The organism is Pseudomonas petroselini (assembly GCF_045037875.1).
GTDB classification, from domain to species: Bacteria; Pseudomonadota; Gammaproteobacteria; order Pseudomonadales; family Pseudomonadaceae; genus Aquipseudomonas; species Aquipseudomonas petroselini.
Map to the genome: position 1 here is coordinate 2712586 of NZ_CP173614.1, position 19781 is coordinate 2732366.

Genomic DNA, 19781 nt, shown 5'->3' on the forward strand with positions numbered 1-19781 from the left:
CCATTCGCTCAGTCAATTGAATTGCACACAATTGAATTGCCTACTATGTTTATCCCTCTTTCCCCCCTTATCGAGGCACTGCCATGAGCGACAACCTGCTGAGTATCCCTTGCACCACCATCAAGGGTGAGCAAAAGACCTTGGCCGATTTCGCCGGCAAGGCCATCCTGGTGGTCAACACCGCCAGCAAGTGCGGTTTCACCCCGCAGTACAAAGGCCTGGAGCAACTCTGGCAGCAATACAAGGACCAGGGCCTGGTGGTGTTGGGCTTCCCTTGCAACCAGTTCGGCAAGCAGGAACCGGGTAACGAAGGCGCGATTTCCGAATTCTGCGAGTTGAACTTCGGCGTCAGCTTCCCGCTGTTCAAAAAAATCGACGTGAATGGCAGCGATGCCCACCCGTTGTTCGTGCAGTTGAAGAAACAGGCACCGGGCCTGCTGGGTTCCAAGGGCATCAAGTGGAACTTCACCAAGTTCCTGATTGGTCGTGACGGCCAGGTCGTCAAGCGGTTTGCCCCGACCACCAAGCCGCAGGACCTGACCCAAGAGATCGAAGCCCTGCTCAAATGACCGTGTCCCTGGCGCTCGACCACCAACTGTGTTTCAAACTCTACGCCGCCTCCAGGGCCGTGACCCGCGCCTACAAGCCGATGCTTGATCAGCTTGGCCTGACCTACCCGCAATACCTCGTGATGCTGGTGTTGTGGGAGTGGCATGCCGCAGCGCCGGCACAACCCACGGTCAAGGCCCTGGGTGAGCGCCTGATGCTTGACTCGGGCACGCTGACGCCGCTGCTCAAGCGTCTTGAGCAACTCCAGTGGGTGCGGCGCCAGCGCAGCGCCAAGGATGAGCGGGAAGTGCACCTGAGCTTGAGTGAAACCGGTGTGCAATTGCGCGACCAGGCCTTTGGCCTCAAGACCCACCTGCTGTGCGACAGCGGCATCGACCTGAACCAGGCCTACGCGTTGCGCGATGGCCTGGACCAGTTGCTTCGGCAGATCAGAGACTTGTCGTCTTCGGCACCCACAGCTCCAGCAAGCCGCTGAGTTCCTCGCGGCGGAACGGCTTGGCCAGGTAGTCATTCATGCCCGCGGCGCGGCACCGCTCGCGCTCTTCGGACAAGGCGTTGGCGGTTAGGGCGACGATGGGCAGGTCTGGCCAGCGCCCGCTGCGACGGATCTGCCGACTGGCCTCGTAACCGTCCATCACCGGCATATTGCAGTCCATCAACACCATGTCGAAGCGCTGGTCCTCCAGAAACTTGAGGGCCTCGCCGCCATGGGCGGCCACGATCACCTCACACCCCAGTTTGCTCAGCATGCCTTTGGCCACCAGTTGGTTGACCGCGTTGTCCTCCACCAGCAGGATGCGCGCCCGGTGCGCCAGGGGCGCGGCTTCCATCTGGATGGGGTCGATGATCAGCGGGTTATCGCTGCGCAGGTTACGTTGCAAAATCTGATACAGCGCGTTGCGGCTCAACGGGCGCGCCTGTTGCTGCAAGGGGGCGAGTGCCGCGACTTCTTCGCCCGGCATGAAATTGCCATAGGCGGTTACCAGCAAGATTGGCGCGCTGATGGAAGGGCGCAGGCGGAACAGGCATTCGGGGCAATCGGTGATCAGCAGGTCCGGGGTTTGCCCGCTCACGTCTTCATCACGCGGGTAGCAGCGCGGTGTCAGCCCCCAGTGGGGCAGCAGGGTGGTGAGCAGTTCGGTCAGGCCGCTGCCGGCGCTGGTGATGGCGATCACTTCACCTTTGAGCGGTGTCGGTTGCATGGCGGGCAAATGGATCGGCAACGGCAGGTCGGCGCAGAACTGGCTGCCGAAGCCCACCTCCGAGCTGATGCTCAAGCGGCCCTTCATGGCTTCACACAGGTTGTGCGTCAGCGCCAGGCCCAGGCCCGTGCCGCCAAACTGGCGGGTGATGCCGGCGCCCGCCTGGGTGAACGGTTGGAAGATTTTCACCTGGGCTTCCTGGGCAATGCCGATGCCGGTATCACACACTTCAATGCGCACCCGGCCTTCCAGCGCGCTGAGGCGTACATCGACTCGGCCGAAGCGGGTGAACTTCAAGGCATTGGACAGCAGGTTACTGACGATCTGCCGCACACGGGTCGGGTCACCCAAGACCTGGGCGGGAAACTGCGGGTCGATCAGGCAGGTCAGTTCGACGCTTGGCGCCGCGTTCTGCGACAACAGGTTGGCGGTGTCTTCCACCAGTGAGCCCAGGTCAAACGGGATGCGCTCCAGCTCCAGCTGACCGGCGTCGAACTTGGACAGGTCGAGGATATCGTTGAGCAATTCCACCAGCACCTTGCCCGAGTCATGGGCGATGGACAGTTGCTGACGTTGTTCAGCATTGAGCGGGCTGTCCAGTGACAGTGCGATCATCCCCAACAGGCCGTTGAGCGGGGTGCGGATCTCGTGGCTCATGTTGGCCAGGAACGCCGCCCGCGCCTGCGCCATGCCCAGTGCATGCATCTTCGCCGCTTCCAGTTCGGCATTGGACTGGCTCAGCTGCTGGTTGCTGGCCTTGAGCTCCAGGGTCCGGGCGGAGACGATGTCCTCCAGTTGCCCCAGGTATTCGGTCAGGCGATCCTCGGCGTGACGGCGCTGCTGGATCTCCGTCTCCATGTTTTCGAATTGCTGGTTGGCAACGTTCACCAATACGCCGATTTCGTCGTGTTCATGGCCGGGCGGACAATCCAGGCGTGCCTGTCTGCGGTGACTCAGCTCGCGGATAATGCGCACCAGCGGTTGGGTCAACATCACGTAGAACAAGGCCAGCAGGATGCCGGTCAGCAACAGGCTGCGGGCGAAGCCGTTGAGCAGGGTGATCTCGGCACGGTGCAGGAAGCGGCTGCCAAACGCATAGGTGTCCACGTCCAGGCGCAGTACACCGAGGGATTCGTTGGGCATATGGCTGAGGAACAGCCGGTCTTCGAACCGGCGGTTGGCGCCAAACAGGAAGTCGCTGATGGGCCGGTAGGTGCTTTCCTTGTGCGGCCGGTCGACATCGGCCAGTACCACGCCATTGTTGTCGATCAACTGGGCGTGAATGATGGCAGGGGAGTGCAGCAGGCCCAGGGTCAGTTCCTGGGCCAGTTCGGCGTCAATGTTGTAGGCGATGCGTGACGCGGGGTTGTGGCTAATTTCGATCAGTGAGCGAATTTCACGGTTGATGGATGCGTCTTCGCTGGCATAATCAATGCCGATTTGGATCAGGCTGAGCAAGGTTCCCAAGACGAAACCGACCAGCACAGTCAATCTGGCTTGTTTATAAGACAAGCGGTGGGCGAACTTGATATCCATCGAGTGTTGAACCACTTCACGTTTCCCTTCGCCCGGCAAGCATAGCTGAACATCCACACGCTCTGGCCTGCCCGGCATGAATCGTTTTTTTACGCAGCCTCGTGCGGTCTGCCGCAGGGCTGCCAATACGCCATCTTTTGCAAGAACTTGCCAGAGGAATAATCGTGGACTCTCGATTGAATGCCTTTCTTGAGCGGGCCGATGCAGTACTTGCCCGCCTGGAACCGCTGTTGCCCGCGCCCCGCCAAACCATCGATTGGAACCAGTGCCTGGCTGCCCGCTGGCAGCGTGAAGGCCGTAGTGGTTTCCTGCTGCCACTGGACGTGAGCCTCGACATGCGCCTGTCCGACCTGATCGGCGTGGACAAGCAACGTGAAACACTGGCGCGCAACACCCAACAGTTCATCGACGGCCTGCCCGCCAACCATGCGTTGCTGTGGGGCTCGCGTGGCACCGGCAAATCATCCATGGTCCGCGCCTTGCTGGCCCACCACGCCGAGGCTGGCTTGCGTCTGATCGAGATCGAGCGCGATCATTTGGCCGACCTGCCGCGTGTGGTCGAGCAACTGCTCAAGCTACCGCAGCGCTTTATCCTGTTCTGCGATGACCTGTCGTTCGAGGCCGGCGAAGGCGATTACCGCGTGCTTAAAAGCGTGCTTGACGGCTCCCTGGAGCAAGCGCCGGAAAACGTGCTGTTGTACGCCACCTCCAACCGCCGCCACTTGGTGCCGGAAAACCAGAGTGACAACGACAACTGGAAACGCGTGGATGGCGAACTGCACCCCAGCGAGGCGGTGGAAGACAAGATTGCCCTGTCCGACCGTTTTGGCTTGTGGCTGTCGTTCTACCCCTTCACCCAGGAGCACTTCCTGGAGGTGGTGGAGCATTGGATCGGCGAGCTGGCGAGTAAGGCCGGTTTGCAGTGGCAGCGCGATGAAGCCCTCGACATCCTCGCCGTGCGCTGGGCCACCGGTCGCGGCAATCGCAACGGCCGTTGCGCCTACCAATTCGCCCGTTACTGGGTGGGTCTCAAATTGCTGGAGCTTCAACCATGATCGATCTACACAGCGCCGGCACTGGCCTGGATGGCTACGCCATGCTCTGCGCGCAACTGGAGTCGCTGCTGGCCGATGAGCGCGACTTTATCGCCAACAGTGCGCAGTTTTCTGCATTCCTGTTCAACCAGCTGGACGACCTGAACTGGGCCGGCTTCTACCTCAACCGCAACGAAGAGTTGGTGCTTGGGCCGTTCCAGGGCCAGATCGCCTGTGTGCGCATCCCGTTTGGCCGCGGGGTCTGCGGTGCGGCGGCGGCGTCGCGGCAAACCCAGCGGGTCGAGGATGTGCATGCGTTTCCCGGGCACATTGCCTGTGACAGCGCCTCCAACAGCGAACTGGTGGTGCCCTTGGTCAAGGACGGCAAACTGGTTGGCGTCCTCGACCTCGACAGCCCGTCGCTGGCGCGTTTTACCCTCCAGGATCAAGCGGGCATTGAACAGCTGGCGGCGATTTTCCTGAGCTTGACCGACTGCTGATCACGCAAGGGGCGGCATCCGCCCCTTACCGGCCATCCAGGCCGTGAAGCTGCCCTTGCAGTAACCTCTCCAGCTCCAGCATGAGCCTCTCCAAGGCTTTCGCACCGGCTTCGATCAGCGCCCAGTCATCGCCGCGCACGCACGCCTGTTCCAGGGTTTCGCACTGTCCGGCCAGTGGCGTCGCCTGAACGATGCGGGCAGCTCCCTTGATTTTGTGGGCCTGCTCGATGATGTCCTGGAGCGGTGCGTGGGCACCAATCAGCGCAGTCAGTTCCTGGCGATCATGTCGACTGCTGCTGAGCAGTTCCTCCAGCAAACGCCAGCTCAACTGAGGATCGCCGCCGGTCAGGGCCTCGAAGTTGCCGAGGTCCAGGTGCAGGGCGGCCGGTTGTGGGGCGATCTGCGCCAGTTGCCGCTCCAGTGCCGTGAGGCTGATGGGTTTGAACAGGCAATCGTTCATGCCGGCTTCAGCGCAGCGTTGTTTCTCCTCGGGCTGGGCATTGGCGGTAAAACCCAGCACCACGCAAGGCACCCGTTGCTCACGCTGTTCATATTCGCGGATCGAGCGACTCAACTCGTAGCCATTCATGATGGGCATGTTGCAGTCGGCGATGACCAGGTCGAAGCGCTCCTGGCGCCAGGCCTGGAAGCCGGCGGCGCCGTTCTGCGCTGCGGTGAACTGATGACCCAGGTAACCCAGTTGCTGGCACATCAGCAAGCGGTTGGCGGGGTGATCATCCACCACCAGCACATTGAGTACGCGCGCGGTTGCCGGCGCCTCGGGCTTGGGTTCATGCGTTGTCTGCAGCGGCTGCAGGCGCGCCATTTTCAGGTTCACATGCACTTGGGTGCCCACCATGGGCACGCTGCTCAAGCTCAGTTGCCCGCCCATCATTGCGCACAGACTGCGGCAGATAACCAATCCCAGGCCGGCGCCACTCCTGGCGAGCTGCCCGGAATTGTCAGCCTGGGCAAAGGGTTCGAACAGGCGCAACTGATCATCCCGGCTGATACCGATCCCCGTATCCTCGACCACCAGCTTCATCTCGACCTGTTGCGCCACATCGGTGGGCAATACCTCCACCTTGATGTTTACCTGGCCACGCTCGGTGAACTTGATGGCATTGCTGACCAGGTTCGACAGCACTTGCTTGAAGCGCAGCGGGTCGATCAGCACTTCGGTGTCATCGCGGTCTGGCTTGAATTCAAGGGACAGGCTGAGGGTCTTCTGGCGCGCCAGGCCGTCGAAGACACGCACCACCGACTCGATCACTTCGCGTAGGTTGACGCGCTCCGGGGCCAGGCTCAGGCGGCCGGATTCGATGCGCGCGATGTCGAGGATATCGCCGATCAGCTCCAGCAGATCCTTGGCCGAGTTGTACGCCACTTCGATGGCCGGGCGATCAAGATGGCCCTGGTCGGCTCGCTTGAGGGTCAACTCCAGCATGCCGATCACGGCGTTCATCGGCGTACGTATTTCATGGCTCATGGTGGCGAGGAACGTGCTCTTGGCCCGATTCGCCTCGTCGGCGCGTTCTTTGGCGGCGCGGATTTCATCGAACAGTTGGCGTCGCTCGCTGATGTCAATCCAGCCCCCGATGATCCCCTGTACTTCCCCGGTAGAGTCGCGGTACGGCAGGATCCAGTGGTAGATCGTCAGTTTATCCCCACGGATATACAGGGTGCGGTCCAGGATCAGCGGGTTGCCTTCGGTCATCACCCGCTGATAATCGGCATGGTATTGCTCGGCGTCCGTTTCAAGCGCCTCGCTCATCTGGAGGGCACTTTTGCCGATCACGTCCTCGCGCTTGACGTCGAACACCTGCAGGTAGCTGTCGTTGCAGGTCTGCAGCAGGCCTTTACGGTCACGCACGTAGATGGGGTGCGGGGTTTCGTTGACCAGCGCGCGCATGAACTCGAACTGATCATTGAGGGCTCGCTCGGCCATCTTGCGATGTTTGATCTGGCGGCGCATGTAGGCGTTCCAGGCCAGGGACAGCAGCAGCAAAAGCCCGGTGCCGATGATGATGCGGGTGATCAGTTGGTGATAGTTGCGCCAGTAGCTGTCGGAGGCGGCGGTGTAGCCACGCCAGCGACTGTTGATCACGCCCAGCTCGTCCGGGGCGATGCTCAGCAGGGCCTTGTCGAGAATCGAGCTGAGTTCGGTGGCACTGCGCGCCGTCGCCAGGGCAAAGGTGGCTGGAGTCGTGCCGATACTGGTGCTGATCTGCAGTTTGTCTTGGAACATCGAGGACGACAGCAAGTAGTTGGCGACGACCAGGGAGTTCACCGCGCCTTCCACCTGCCCTTGGGCCAGCAGTTCCGAGGCCCTGAAGGTGTCGCTGGCCTTGACCAGTTGGACCTCTGGAAAGTCGCGGCGCAGGAGGGATTCCAGAGGATTACCCAGGGTGATTGCCAGGCGCTTGCCGGCCATCTGCTCCAGGTTCGAGGGGGCGTCAGCTGCTTTGCGAGTCAGCAGCACATAGGAGTTTTCCAGGTAAGGTCGACTGAAGTTCAGTTGCGCTTCCCGTTCAGCGCTGGGCACGATTGCGCCAATCATGTCGACTTTACCGGCGTCCACCTGTTCGATCATCGCGCTCAGGTCACGCCCGCGATGGATCTCGAAGCGCAGCCCGGTGCGCAAGCGGATCAACTCCAGCAGGTCAGCGGTGATGCCGCGGAAATTGCCTTCGGCGTCGAAGAACGTCAGCGGGGCGAAGGTTTCGTTCACAATCACTTTGACCACCGGGTGGTCCTTCAACCAACGCTCCTCACGCTGCGTCAGTTGCAGCTTCTGGTCGGTCAACAGGATGTCGCTGCCGGCGCTCCAGCGCTTGGCGATGGTTTCCCGTTCATTGGTAGGGACGGCCGTCAGCACCGCGTCGACAATACTCAAGAGCGTGCGCTGGTGCTGGGGCATGGCAAAGCTGAACCCATAGGCCTCGTGTTTGCCGAAGTTGGCCATGTGGATGTTTTTCAGGTAGCCCTTATTGATCATGTAATGGGTGGAAATGGTATCGCCGAGGAATACGTCAGCCTGGTCGAATGCCACCGCATTCAAGGCATTTTGATAGGAGGGGTAAGCGCGAATGATCGCCTGGGGATACAGTTTTTCTACTTCGCTCAGGGGCAGGTAGTGGTAGACCAGGGCCAGGCGCATTCCGGCCAGCCCATCATTCAGGCTGCGGGTCTCACCTTCGCGGGTGACCAACACTGGCTGGTCAACGGCATAGGGTTCGGAGAGCGTGAGGTTCGGGTTTGCCGCCTCAAAGCCGTTCGAGGTGCCCAATAAGTCAATATCGCCTGTTTCAAGGGCGCGGATGGCGGCCTCTCGGGAGGGGTAGCGCAATACCTTTACCGGCAAGGCCAGCGCCTTGGCGAGCAGGCCGGCGTAATCGGCGGTGAGCCCCTCATAGTCGCGACCACTGGACGTAAGGTCGAAGGGAGGATAGTCAGGCGATGCGGTGCCCAGCACCAATTCGCGTTTGTTTTGCAGCCATTGGCGTTGGGCCTTGTTCAGGTGGGTTTCCAGTTGAACGGAGCCTGCACGGCTCAGCAAGGTGAAATGTTCCGGGCCCGTTTGATGGTTCGCGAGCACGGCGGTGCTGAAGCACAAGCCGGCACTCAATGTAATCAGATAGTCCTTTATACGCCTGGGCATCCGCTTTCTCACACTAGCGCGTTTCGTTTTGCCATCTCGATAAGTTCTACCAAGGATTTGGCTTGAAGTTTCTGCATCAGCCTCTTTTTATAAGTGCTTACTGTTTTGTTGCTCAGAAACATGCCTTTGGCAATTTCCTTGTTGGTACGACCTTGTGCAAATAATTGCAATACCATTAGTTCCCGATCGTTGACGGTTTTGAATAATTCAAGTTCCTGGGTTTCCACACCGTCTATACCGTTGGTGGTCAATGCCTGGCTGGGGAAGTAGTTATAGCCGGACAGCACCGCGCGGATGGCGCTCAGCAACTCACTCAGGTCGCCCTCCTTGCACACGTAGCCATCGGCGCCCGAGCGCATGCAGCGGGTGGCGAACAGGGTAGGGGATTGGGCTGTCAGGATCAGGGTTTTCATCGGTGTATTCATTGCGTTGAATCGGCAGAGCACTTCAAGCCCATCCAGCTTGGGAATACTGATATCGAGGATAATCAGGTCAGGCAGGCATTCCCGGACCATTTGAATGGCGTCGCATCCGTTGTCCGTTTCGCCCACCACTTTGTAACCTTCATGCTCCAACAACATCCGGATGGCAAGCCGTATAACCGGATGGTCGTCGATAATAAAAACTGAGTTCATGATCATAGTCCGTGTAAGTGCAAATAAAGCGGGCACATTAGCTCAGAAGAGCACAGGGGGGCATGAGCTCAGGGGCAAGTAGGTACAAAACAGGAAAATTCCTACACTAAAAAAGGTAAATACCTACCATCTGCTAAGGCTTTGTGAAGCGATATCACAAGGCTTCGGAAGTGAATGAGCTAAAGGTTGTTATCGTGGATTTAACGGGCATCGTACAGGCATATTTCATCGGATCATGATGTTTAAAATCCTACATTTGTAACCTGAGCAATGGGCAGATCAAGCGTGCAAGTTCATCTTTGTTTAATGGCTTTGATAAATAGCCGAGCAGTGGCAGGCCACGATCCATGGCTTGGGCGATCAGGGTGGCTAGCTCGACCACGGGCAATCCGCTCAGCAGGATGGCGGTCGTGGTAAAGCGCCGGCGACTGGCGATTTCAATCAGCTCGAGCCCCGGCAAATCGGGCAGGCATTGGTCACACAGGATGATGTCGAAGGGCACCTCGGCCCGCGACATCAAGCAGATTGCCTGCTCGGCGTTTTCGGCCGGGGTCAGCCGTGCGAAGCCGAAGCTCCTGAGCAGGCACTGGGTGGCGAGGAGTTGGAATGGATGATCCTCCACCAACAGGATACGGAGCGGATAACTGGGCATTTTGGGGGGGCACACGGTGAGTCAAGCGTCGATGGGGGGGGCGCGTAGGAACAGTTCGCCTGGATCGCCCGGAGCGTGCGTGATTATTCATCGTGTGCTTGTGCGAATTCGATCAGGCCGCTCTGTTCCCTTCGTAGGTAGATTCCTTTCAGGCAACAGGCAGCTTGATCGTGCTCGTTATTGAGGGCTGGAACGCCCGGTCATTTCCCGCGCCATCTCGGTGGCATAGCTGTCGGTCATGCCGGCGATAAAGTCGATCATGCGCAGGAACGAAGTGTGCAAAGGCCACTGCGGGTTCGGCGCATTGTTGCCCAGTAAGTCGAGAATGCGCCGGTTCTTGAATGACGGCGTGCGTCCACCATGTTGTTCCAGGGCTGCACCGCAAAAGGCGTTCAAGAGGATTTCCAGGGTGGTGTAGGCGCCGATCTCATGCAGGGTCTTGCGCTTGTCCTGGAAAATCTTCTTGCGCGCCATGTCCTTGGCATCCAGCACGCAGCGTTTGGCGGGGCCATGCATGTGCTCCACCAGGTCGCCGGGCAGGGTGCCGGCGAGCAAGGCATCCTGTTGTTCGACGAAGGCACTCGCCGCCGCGTTGGTCAAATGTTCGATGGCTTTGCCGCGCAGGATTGCCAGCTTGCGTCGGCGCGAATCCTGGGCGCCGAGTTGGCGATAGGTCTGGGGCAAGTCATCGCCCACCAGGTTGAGCAGCAGCGACTCGACCTCGGCGTATTCCAGCAGCTCCATTTCCAGGCCGTCTTCCAGGTCGATCAAGGCGTAGCAGATATCATCCGCTGCCTCCATCAAGTACACCAGCGGGTGGCGGGCCCAGCGTTGTTCTTCGAGCTGCGGCAGGCCGAGTTTGTGGGCGATCTGTTCCAGGATCGGCAGTTCGCTTTGGTAGCAGCCGAACTTGTGTTTCTTGTAGCCCAGCGAATCCGCGTGGCGCGCCGTCCAGGGGTATTTCAGGTAAGTGCCCAAGGTCGCGTAGGTCAACCGCGTGCCGCCGTCGAACTGGTGGTATTCCAGCTGGGTGAGCACGCGGAAGCCTTGGGCGTTGCCTTCGAAGTTGAGGAAGTCATTGCGCTCGGCACTGCTCATGTCATCCAGCCAGCCGCGGCCTGCCGCCTGCTGGAACCAGTGGCGGATGGCGTCTTCGCCGGAGTGCCCGAACGGAGGGTTGCCGATGTCGTGGGCCAGGCAGGCCGATTGCACCACCATGCCCAGGTCGCTCGGGTCGCACCAGTCGGGCAGGGCGCCACGCAGGGTTTCACCCACGCGCATGCCGAGGGAGCGGCCGACGCAGCTGACTTCCAGCGAATGGGTCAGGCGCGTGTGGATATGGTCGTTGCTGGACACCGGGTGCACTTGGGTCTTGCGACCGAGGCGGCGAAACGCGCCAGAGAAAATAATACGGTCATGGTCTTTGTGAAACGGGCTACGGCCCAGTTCTTCCGGGCTGTGCAGGGGCTTTCCAAGACGTTCGCGGGTAAGCAGGGTGGGCCAATCCAAGGCGGTTACTCTCCGTGCGGTGAATGACCCTGCCAGCTTCCCGGTTCCGCGTGGGCGGGGCAAGCGAAAAACTACAGCCCGACCGCATCGATATCGATTAACAGCAAACGCTGACCGTTATCGAAGAATTGTCCGGCCGTGAGGCAATACTGGTTGGTGGTCGCGTCGCGGTAGGTCGAAGACAAGGTCAGGCGTCGCTCCTCCCACCCTTCGGCCAGCAAGTGGTAGAAGTACGGGCGCCATGACCAATTGTGGCCCAGGTAGCGGCTGTCGGCCTGCCAGGCGTCCTGGCGCCATTCAAAGTTCGGCGTCAGCTGGGTGCCATGTCGGTCGCACTGGTAAAACCGCAGCAGCCAGGGGAACGCCGGCAGTTGCGGCAACTGGTTCAGCGGCGCCTGTGCCAGGGCCCAGTTCTGCAGGATCTTCATCAGCTCTGCCAATTGCTGGCGCAGGTGCATGATGCGCCCGCGCTCAGCCAGTTTTTGCTGGACGTAGGCCGTGCGCAACTGGGCGAAACGCGGCACGAAGGCGTCGGCGGCAAACCAGTCCAACTGTGCCTGGGCGAACAGATAACCCTGCACATAGCGCGAGCCACACTCCAGGGCAAAGCTCAACTGCGCCTCGGTTTCCACGCCTTCGGCAATGATCCAGCAGCCGGTCTTCTCGGCCATTTGCGCGAGTGCCCGCACCACTTCACTGCTCGGCCCGCCGCGGGCAGCCTCCTGGAACAGGCGCATGTCCAGCTTGAGAATATCCGGCTGCAACGCCAGTACCCGGTCAAGCTGCGAGTAGCCGGCGCCGAAGTCATCGATGGCGATGCGCGCGCCGGCCTCGCGATAACGTGCGACCACGTTGGCCAGGCGCTGGATGTCACCGCCCAGTTCGGTGATCTCGAACACGATTCGCCGTGGGTCGACACCATGACTGTGGATCTGTTTAAGGCTCGGCAGCGCTTGGCCCGGGCGCAGGCGGTTGATCCAGCGCGGCGAGATGTTCAAGCTCAGGAACCAGTCTTCAGGCGCTTCATGCAAGCGGCTCAACGCGTTATCGCGGATCTGCCGGTCAAGCCGACGCAAGCTCACGCCTGGGGTGCGCGGGTCGGCGAACAGCGGGCCCACGGACTGCAAGCGGCCGTCAACCTGGCGCAGACGGCCCAGGGCCTCGACGCCGGCGATGCGGCCGGTGGCGGTGTCGATAAACGGCTGGAAGCAGGCAAGCGGTTGCCCGTCGATCACGGGGCCTCCTTAAGAGAGGTGGCGAAAAAAAGGCCCGGCCCTCAAAAACGAGGACCGGGCCGATTCTGTTAGCAAGAATGCAGCCAGCAGGGCTGATAAGCCGTAGAAAGGTACAGCATTCACCTTTAAGCCAGCGGTAGAGCCTTCACCTTTAACGTGCGCCAGCCCGCCTGCTTCAACTTTTACGCGAAGTGCCTTGCATGGCCAGTTTGATCAGCGGGATCAAGCCGGCACCGAGGCGTACCAGGCGGGTCATGCCGCTGATACCGCCGCCCTTGGCACCTTTGCCGGTCAAGAAGCCCATCAGCGTCACCGCCGCCACGCCCCACAGCGGCGCGTGCTTGATGCCCAAGCTGCCCTGCCAGTTCTGGCCCATGTTGCGCACCTTATTCAAAGGCAGCATCAATTGCTGGGACTCGTGGCGGATTTCCTGGCGGTGCATTTCCATGCGCAGGCGAATCAACGCCTTGCGCATTTCCCGTCGCGACGTGTTTTTAGGCATTTCAGTCAGGCTCATGGCAACAAGCGCTCCCGGTCATTGGCCAGCTCTTCGAGGGTGGCGTGGAACGGCGTGGATTCATCGAACACCGCCGCCTTCAAGCGCACCCCGCAGAACGCCGCGGCCAGGCTGTAGAACACGCAGAGGCAGATGATCCCGGTCAGGCGGTAACCGGTGTCCCACACCAGGATCATTACCAACGTCGACAACCCCACCAGCAACAGCAGCGCAAACACCAACGCTAGGCCGGCGAACAGCAGCAGGCTGACGGTGCGGGCCTTCTGTTCCTGCAATTCGATGCCAAATAATTCGACGTGGCTGTGCAGCAAGCCCAGAACGGCCGCGCCCAGACGTCTTGAGGTAGTCCCTGTGGACGAGCCAGTTTCGCCGATAGACATGATTTAGCGCCTTGTGGCCAGCAGGCCGATCAGAAAGCCCACACCGGCGGCAATGCCCACCGACTGCCAAGGGTTGGCCTGCACGTAATCTTCGGTCGCGGTGACGGCCGCCTGGCCGCGTTCGCGCAGCGAATCTTCGGTCTGCTTCAGGGTTTCGCAGGCCTGGAGCAGCGTGTCGTGGATCTTGGCCCGCAGCTCATCGGCCTGGTCACCGGCGAGCACTTTGGTGTCGTCCAGCAACCTTTCGGTGTCAGTCACCAGGGTTTGAAAATCCGCCATCAGTATTTCTTGAGCAGTCTTTGCAGTTCTTCTGGCCATGGTTATCTCCGTGATTGGCTGATCTGTACGTAGTGGTTTCGAGTCACCGGCGTCGGTGAAGGTTCAGTGCAATTGTGTGGTACAGCTTTTGCTTTGCCTTGGTGCGCAGGCCTCAAGGCCTGCGCTGAATCCGGGCGGTCCCAGGCAATGCCTTGAAAAACCTTACCCTAAATAACTGAAACTCGCGGAAAAACCCTGTCGGCAACGGCCTGTTGTGTTGATCGCTGCGCTAAAGCGGTTCACACCCTCTGAAGAGGGGGGGGACCGGTGGTGCCAATTTAGTGCGCGCAACCCTGGCTTGAACCGCTTTGGTGCTTTTTGCCTTTATTGCAGGCCTGCCAACCTCCATGGAAAATTTGCAAAGTGCAGTGGACACGCTCGTCCACAGCTCCAACACCCTGTTTATCCTGATCGGTGCGGTCATGGTCCTGGCCATGCACGCGGGCTTCGCGTTCCTGGAAGTCGGCACCGTGCGCCAAAAGAACCAGGTCAACGCGCTGTCGAAGATCCTCAGCGACTTCGCCATCTCGACCCTGGCCTATTTCTTTATAGGCTATTGGATCTCCTACGGTGTGAGCTTCATGCAACCGGCGGCGGTGATCAGTGCCGACCACGGTTATGGCCTGGTGAAGTTCTTTTTCCTGCTGACCTTCGCGGCAGCAATCCCGGCAATCATTTCCGGCGGCATCGCCGAGCGTGCGCGGTTTGCCCCGCAATTGTGTGCCACGGCGTTGATCGTGGCGTTTATCTACCCGTTCTTTGAAGGCATGGTGTGGAACGGCAATTTCGGCCTGCAGGCCTGGCTGCTCGCGCGCTTTGGCGCCAGCTTCCATGACTTCGCCGGTTCCGTGGTGGTGCATGCTATGGGCGGCTGGCTGGCGCTGGCGGCAGTGTTGTTGCTCGGGCCGCGCAATGGGCGCTACCGCGAGGGACGCCTGGTGGCGTTCGCGCCGTCGAGTATTCCGTTCCTGGCGCTGGGCTCGTGGATCCTGATCGTCGGCTGGTTCGGCTTTAACGTGATGAGCGCGCAAACCCTCAATGGCGTGAGTGGGCTGGTGGCGGTCAATTCGTTGATGGCGATGGTCGGCGGCACGGTCGCGGCGTTGATCATTGGCCGCAACGACCCAGGCTTCCTGCACAACGGCCCGCTGGCCGGGCTGGTAGCGATCTGCGCCGGTTCCGACCTGATGCATCCGGTCGGCGCGCTGGTCACGGGCGCCGTCGCCGGTGGCCTGTTTGTGTGGTGTTTCATCGCCGCCCAAGATCGCTGGAAGATCGACGACGTGTTGGGGGTATGGCCGCTGCACGGTTTGTGCGGTGTGTGGGGCGGCATCGCCTGCGGCATCTTTGGCCAGACGGCGCTGGGTGGCCTGGGCGGCGTCAGCCTGGTCAGCCAGTTGATCGGCACCGCCCTCGGTGTGATCGTGGCGCTGGTCGGCGGCTTGCTGGTGTACGGCGTGATCAAGCGCGTCACCGGGCTGCGCCTGAGCCAGGAAGAGGAGTATTACGGCGCGGACCTGTCGATCCACAAGATCGGCGCGGTCAGTCAGGATTGATCGGCGCCTCGTCTTCGTTGTTCGGCTGCGCATAAAAACCGTGCAGCAGGCGGTAGCGGTTCTGCCGCACCTCATCGACCCGCGCCTGCACCTGTTGGTCCGGCAGGCCCAGCAGGATCAAGGCGTGGGAGGCGAGCATCAGGCTCGACTCCAATAGCTCGGGCACCACTTCGCTGGCGCCTGCGGCTTTCAGTTCGGCGAGCTGGCTGTCGTCGCGGGTGCGCACCAGGATCGGCACGTCCGGGTTGATCCGACGTGCTTCCTTCAGCACCACCAAGGCGACGTCGCTGTTGTCCACGGCGATCACCACCAGCCGCGCGCGCTCCAGGCCCACGGCACTGAGCAGGGCGCCACGCCGGCAATCCCCATAGTGCACGCTGCTGTCTTCAGTGGCGGTTTCCTGTACCCGTTCCGGGTCGTCATCCAGGGCGATAAACGCCTGTTGCTCCTTGCGCAGGAAACGCCCGATGGACTGGCCGACGCGGCCATAACCGCAGATCACCGCGTGCCCGTGCAACTGAGCATTAAGTGCAGTGATTGCCTCCAGTTGCACTTGCTGGTTGGGCTTGCGGTGCAAGCGCACGGCAATGCTCGGTGCAGCGCGCAGCAGCAGCGGGGTCAGCAGCATCGAGCAGAACGTGGCGGCGAGCAGCAAGCCGTTGAACTCATCGGGGATTAATCGGCTTTGCTGCATCTGCGCCATCAAGGCAAAACAGAACTCGCCGCCTTGGGCCAGGGCCAGGCCACTGCGCCAGGCGGTCTCACCGTCGCTGCCGCGCAGCTTGACCAGCGCAGCGACCACGCAGCCTTTGATCAGCATCAGGGCGAGGGTGAGGCCGAGGATCAGCAGGCTATGGCTGACGAACAGTTGCAGGTCGATGAGCATGCCGATGCTGACAAAAAACAGCCCCAGCAGAATGTCGCGAAACGGGCGGATATCCGCTTCGATTTGATGGCGGTAGTGGCTTTCTCCCAGCAACATGCCGGCCAGGAAAGCCCCGAGAGCAGGGGAGAGCCCCAGCAGGTGGGTGAGCCAGGCGGTCAGCAAAACGATCACCAGCGCCAGCAGCACAAACAGCTCCGCCGAATGGGAGGCGGCGACTTCATGAAACAAACGCGGCAGTAACCAACGACTGGCAAGCAACAGGCCGACAAACAACACCACGGTCTTGCCCAGGGTCAACGGCAGCGCCCAATACCAGGCTTGCTCGCCGGTGCCGGCAAACACCGGGACCAGGGTCAACAGCAACACCGCCACCACATCTTGGAACAGCAGCACGCCAATCGCGTTCTGGCCATGGCTGCTGAAGATTTCACCGAGGCTGGTCAGCTCCTTGCTGACAATGGCGGTGGAGGACAACGCCAGCCCTGCACCGAGCAACAAGGCGATACCCGGCGCTACACCAAAGGTCATCAACAAGACCGCCAGCAGCATCCCGCAACCCAGCACCTGCAAACTGCCCAGGCCAAACACCACGCGGCGCAGGGCGAGCATCTTGGTCAGGGAGAACTCCAGGCCCAGGGAAAACAGCAGGAACACCACGCCCAGTTCGGCGAGATCGGGCAATTCTTCGCTGTCATTCACCCAGTCCAGCGCAGTGGGCCCCACGGCCAGGCCGACGCACAGGTAGCCCAGCACGGGCGGCAATTGCAGTCGGCGAAACAGCGCAATCACCACCAGGGATGAGGCCAGAATGATCAGCAGGTTGGCAAACACACGCATCTCCGTTGCAAGGGGGCAGGCAAAAAGCCGCGAGAATCGCTGAATCAGTTATAGGCCATGGTGACCTGGGTCAGGGTTTTTGTGGTGGTGGGCTTCATGCCGTCACCGGGCTTAGAATGTTGGCCTACTTCCTGATCAGGACCCTTCGTCATGCTTCCTGAATGCCAGTTGTTCGGCACCCTGGGTTGCCATCTTTGTGAAATTGCCGAAGCCGAAATCATGCCGTTCGTCGAACGCGGGTTAATGGTGGAGCTGGTGGATATCACCGATCCCGACGACCTGACCGACGTCTATGGCCTGCGGATTCCGGTGCTTCGCCGGGTGGACACCGGGGCGGAACTGGATTGGCCTTTTGACTCACAACAGTTGGTGGCCTTCCTTCGCTGAGTGTTATCCGATGGCGGGTTTCTAAATATTGCGTTACTGTATGTTTGTACAGCGATTGAAATAGAGGGAACGCCCGTGGTGAATGTCGAACAACTGAAAAGCAGCGTCAATCGCATGTCCGCCGACGTCGTGCGCGATGCGGTGAACGAGCTGCGCCTCGATGGCCTGGTCACGGAAGGCAAGACGCCGTTCAACAAAGTGCATTTCAATACCTGCTTTGCCGAGATCGAAGCGCTGTTCCAGCGTGCCGGTTACCACAAGCAGCTGGACGTGGTGGGTTACCAGGGCTTGTTATACGCGCTGTATGACCCCGGCCGCTGGGAGGCGGTGGACGTGCTGCGCTGGCTCAAGGAGTTCACCGACGCCGCGAGTGCCTCACCGCTCCTGCGCGCGGAGTTGGTCAAGGCCTGAGATCGGCCCTAGGCTCAATCCCGCTCGATGCGGGATAATGCCCGCGTGTTTTCCAGGCTTTGAGCATTTCATGTCCACATCCGGTTTTTCCGCGTCCCAGCACCAAGCCAGCACCTTGTACCTGCCGCCCGGCCCCTGGGCGACAGTGCTCGATTGCCTGTGCGAGCACTTCCCGGCGATCGCCCGTGAACACTGGCTGGACCGCATCGCCAGGGGCCGGGTGCTGGACATCAACGGCAGCCCGATCAGCCTGGACCTGGCCTACAAGGAAGGCCTGTGCATCTACTACTTCCGGGAAGTGCCCAACGAGAAGGTGATCCCGGTGCAGGAAACCATCCTGTATGCCGACGAGCACTTGGTGGTCGCCGACAAACCGCATTTTTTGCCGGTGACCCCGGCCGGTGAATACGTCGAGCAAACCTTGTTGCGCCGTCTGATTCGCCGCCTCGACAACCCGGCGCTGGTGCCCTTGCACCGTATCGACCGGCATACGGCCGGCCTGGTGCTGTTCTCGGCCAACCCGGCCAGCCGCTCGGCCTATCAGCAACTGTTTCCCACACGCCAGATCGATAAATTTTACGAAGCCATCGCGCCAGCCCTGCCGAACCTGACGTTCCCCAGGGTGCATAAAAGCCGCCTGGTAGAGGGCGAGCCGTTCTTTCGCATGCAAGAAGGCCCTGGTGCAAGCAACACCGAGACGGCCGTGGAAGTGCGCGAAAAAAAGGCTGATCTATGGCGCTACGGCCTGTTCCCCGTGACCGGCAAGAAGCACCAGCTGCGCGTGCACATGACTGCCCTCGGCGCGAGTATCTGCAACGACCCGTTCTACCCTGACGTCATCAAGGATGCCGTGGACGACTACGCCAACCCGCTCAAGCTGCTGGCCCAGGGCGTACGGTTTATCGACCCTGTGACGGGCGAGGAGCGCGATTTTCGCAGCCGGATCACCCTCGACTGGTAACCGCCAGAAACGACAAGGCCCGCGCGAGGCGGGCCTTGTTGGCAAACGCTAAGACTTACAAGTCTTTAACGGTGCGAACCTGATCTTTGTTGATGCGGGTGCGCTTGCCGTCAAGTTGTTCGAATTCGTAGAAACCCGAATCTTCGTTGTATTTCGGGGTGTCGACGGCCTGGATTTCGCGACCGTCATTCAGGGTGATCACTGTCGGCGAAGCGCAACCGGCGAGGGTGGCGAGGCCCAGTGCAAGCATGAGAGCGGCGATGGTCCGTTGAGTCATGAGATTGTCTCCGAGAGAATACTTTTTAATAGCTGACCTTGTGACGCGCGGGGCGCCGACAAAGTTCCTTAAGCGAGGTTCATTCTGACACGCCGGACGGCGTCTGTAACAGCTGCGGCGTATTAAGGTTGGCCAGGCGCGGGTCATCCGCCGGGCATTCCAGGCCCACACCGCCCAGTTGCAGGAAGATCTTGCGCGGGCTGCGCTCACCGGCATGCCAGGCGTCTTCCACCGCGGCCCGCAGGCGCGTCGGGATGATGCAGATCAGCGGTTCCCAGAACTCTCCATGGCGCACCATCACCGGCAGCAGCGGGTTGCGCCGTGCGGTCTCACGCAGGTCGGCGAGCAATGGGGCGTCGATATGCGGCACATCGCACGGCAATATCAGCAAGTGCTCATGACGTGCGGCGGCGAGTCCCGCCCGGATACCCGCGAGCGGGCCGGGGAAGTCCGGGCTGTCGTCGTTCACCAACTGGTCGGCATAGTCGGCGTAGCGCTCCGGGTTGCGGTTGCACGAGATGATCAGGTCATCCGTGAGCGGTCGCGCCAGCCTCTGCAAATGCGCGATCAACGGTTGGCCACGCCATTCCAGCAGGCCCTTGTCCTGGCCGCCCATGCGTTGGCCGCGCCCTCCGGACAGCAGCAACACCGAACAGGGCAGAGGGGATGAATCGATAGGCATGGCGGTTCCGCAGCGGCAGCAAAAGGGGGGCCTGT

Annotated in this window: 20 protein-coding genes; 8 read left to right on the forward strand and 12 right to left on the reverse strand. The window is 60.8% G+C overall.

Annotated features, from left to right (window positions below):
• The first annotated feature begins 83 nt into the window (after positions 1-83).
• Together ACI512_RS12705 and ACI512_RS12710 are read left to right on the forward strand one after the other, a co-directional pair.
• Positions 84-569: a glutathione peroxidase gene (locus ACI512_RS12705; protein ID WP_012723009.1), complete on the forward strand. Its 486-nt coding sequence runs from the start codon at positions 84-86 to the stop codon at positions 567-569.
• Positions 566-1045: a MarR family winged helix-turn-helix transcriptional regulator gene (locus tag ACI512_RS12710; RefSeq protein WP_236383716.1), complete on the forward strand. Its 480-nt coding sequence runs from the start codon at positions 566-568 to the stop codon at positions 1043-1045. The genes ACI512_RS12705 and ACI512_RS12710 overlap by 4 nt, the downstream gene beginning before the upstream one ends.
• Here the strand turns inward: ACI512_RS12710 and ACI512_RS12715 are convergent.
• Entirely contained in the window at positions 999-3308 is a 2310-nt protein-coding gene (locus ACI512_RS12715; protein WP_405121832.1) for an ATP-binding protein, read from the reverse strand. The genes ACI512_RS12710 and ACI512_RS12715 overlap by 47 nt on opposite strands.
• A 164-nt stretch (positions 3309-3472) precedes the next feature.
• On the opposite strand from ACI512_RS12715, the gene ACI512_RS12720 reads away from it, so the two are divergent.
• Positions 3473-4363: an ATP-binding protein gene (locus ACI512_RS12720; RefSeq protein ID WP_012723012.1), complete on the forward strand. Its 891-nt coding sequence runs from the start codon at positions 3473-3475 to the stop codon at positions 4361-4363.
• Positions 4360-4842, forward strand: a complete 483-nt coding sequence (locus ACI512_RS12725) for a GAF domain-containing protein (RefSeq protein WP_236382198.1) — start codon at positions 4360-4362, stop codon at positions 4840-4842. The genes ACI512_RS12720 and ACI512_RS12725 overlap by 4 nt, the downstream gene beginning before the upstream one ends.
• Before the next feature lie 25 nt (positions 4843-4867).
• On the opposite strand, the gene ACI512_RS12730 is transcribed toward ACI512_RS12725, so the two are convergent.
• From ACI512_RS12730 to ACI512_RS12765, 8 genes are all read right to left on the reverse strand, one after another.
• A complete protein-coding gene (locus tag ACI512_RS12730) occupies positions 4868-8503 on the reverse strand; it encodes a transporter substrate-binding domain-containing protein (protein WP_236382197.1) in 3636 nt (1211 codons plus the stop codon).
• A gap of 8 nt (positions 8504-8511) precedes the next feature.
• Positions 8512-9138 (reverse strand): response regulator transcription factor, encoded by a 627-nt coding sequence (locus ACI512_RS12735; protein WP_012723015.1) that lies wholly within the window; start codon positions 9136-9138, stop codon positions 8512-8514.
• 250 nt (positions 9139-9388) lie between these two features.
• The gene (locus ACI512_RS12740; RefSeq protein ID WP_012723016.1) at positions 9389-9790 is read right to left on the reverse strand and encodes a response regulator; all 402 of its coding nucleotides are present in this window, start codon (positions 9788-9790) and stop codon (positions 9389-9391) included.
• 177 nt (positions 9791-9967) lie between these two features.
• Positions 9968-11299: a deoxyguanosinetriphosphate triphosphohydrolase gene (locus ACI512_RS12745; RefSeq protein ID WP_012723017.1), complete on the reverse strand. Its 1332-nt coding sequence runs from the start codon at positions 11297-11299 to the stop codon at positions 9968-9970.
• Positions 11300-11370: 71 nt separating this feature from the next.
• The gene (locus ACI512_RS12750) at positions 11371-12534 is read right to left on the reverse strand and encodes an EAL domain-containing protein (protein WP_236382186.1); all 1164 of its coding nucleotides are present in this window, start codon (positions 12532-12534) and stop codon (positions 11371-11373) included.
• A gap of 175 nt (positions 12535-12709) precedes the next feature.
• Positions 12710-13051: a hypothetical protein gene (locus ACI512_RS12755; protein WP_012723019.1), complete on the reverse strand. Its 342-nt coding sequence runs from the start codon at positions 13049-13051 to the stop codon at positions 12710-12712.
• Positions 13048-13431: a phage holin family protein gene (locus tag ACI512_RS12760; RefSeq protein WP_012723020.1), complete on the reverse strand. Its 384-nt coding sequence runs from the start codon at positions 13429-13431 to the stop codon at positions 13048-13050. Before ACI512_RS12760 ends, ACI512_RS12755 begins: the two co-directional genes overlap by 4 nt.
• Before the next feature lie 3 nt (positions 13432-13434).
• A complete protein-coding gene (locus ACI512_RS12765) occupies positions 13435-13749 on the reverse strand; it encodes a YqjD family protein (protein ID WP_405121833.1) in 315 nt (104 codons plus the stop codon).
• A gap of 347 nt (positions 13750-14096) precedes the next feature.
• On the opposite strand from ACI512_RS12765, the gene ACI512_RS12770 reads away from it, so the two are divergent.
• Entirely contained in the window at positions 14097-15305 is a 1209-nt protein-coding gene (locus tag ACI512_RS12770) for an ammonium transporter (protein ID WP_046036490.1), read from the forward strand.
• On the opposite strand, the gene ACI512_RS12775 is transcribed toward ACI512_RS12770, so the two are convergent.
• The gene (locus tag ACI512_RS12775; RefSeq protein WP_405121835.1) at positions 15292-17028 is read right to left on the reverse strand and encodes a cation:proton antiporter; all 1737 of its coding nucleotides are present in this window, start codon (positions 17026-17028) and stop codon (positions 15292-15294) included. The two genes, ACI512_RS12770 and ACI512_RS12775, sit on opposite strands and share 14 nt — an antisense overlap.
• A gap of 150 nt (positions 17029-17178) precedes the next feature.
• Here ACI512_RS12775 and ACI512_RS12780 point away from each other — a divergent pair, with 150 nt between their 5' ends.
• The 3 genes from ACI512_RS12780 (at position 17179) to ACI512_RS12790 (ending at position 18787) form a co-directional block, all read left to right on the forward strand.
• Positions 17179-17415, forward strand: a complete 237-nt coding sequence (locus ACI512_RS12780; RefSeq protein WP_236383088.1) for a glutaredoxin family protein — start codon at positions 17179-17181, stop codon at positions 17413-17415.
• Positions 17416-17490: 75 nt separating this feature from the next.
• Positions 17491-17826: a hypothetical protein gene (locus ACI512_RS12785; protein ID WP_043205014.1), complete on the forward strand. Its 336-nt coding sequence runs from the start codon at positions 17491-17493 to the stop codon at positions 17824-17826.
• Positions 17827-17896: 70 nt separating this feature from the next.
• Positions 17897-18787, forward strand: coding sequence for a pseudouridine synthase (locus ACI512_RS12790; RefSeq protein WP_236383086.1), 891 nt, complete (start codon positions 17897-17899; stop codon positions 18785-18787).
• A gap of 55 nt (positions 18788-18842) precedes the next feature.
• On the opposite strand, the gene ACI512_RS12795 is transcribed toward ACI512_RS12790, so the two are convergent.
• Both ACI512_RS12795 and mobA read right to left on the reverse strand, forming a co-directional pair.
• Positions 18843-19064, reverse strand: coding sequence for a YgdI/YgdR family lipoprotein (locus tag ACI512_RS12795; RefSeq protein WP_010211805.1), 222 nt, complete (start codon positions 19062-19064; stop codon positions 18843-18845).
• Between the two features lie 79 nt (positions 19065-19143).
• Positions 19144-19746 carry a molybdenum cofactor guanylyltransferase MobA gene (gene mobA / locus ACI512_RS12800; RefSeq protein ID WP_231807984.1) on the reverse strand — a complete coding sequence of 201 codons (603 nt, stop codon included), beginning with the start codon at positions 19744-19746 and terminating at the stop codon, positions 19144-19146.
• Positions 19747-19781: the final 35 nt, after the last annotated feature.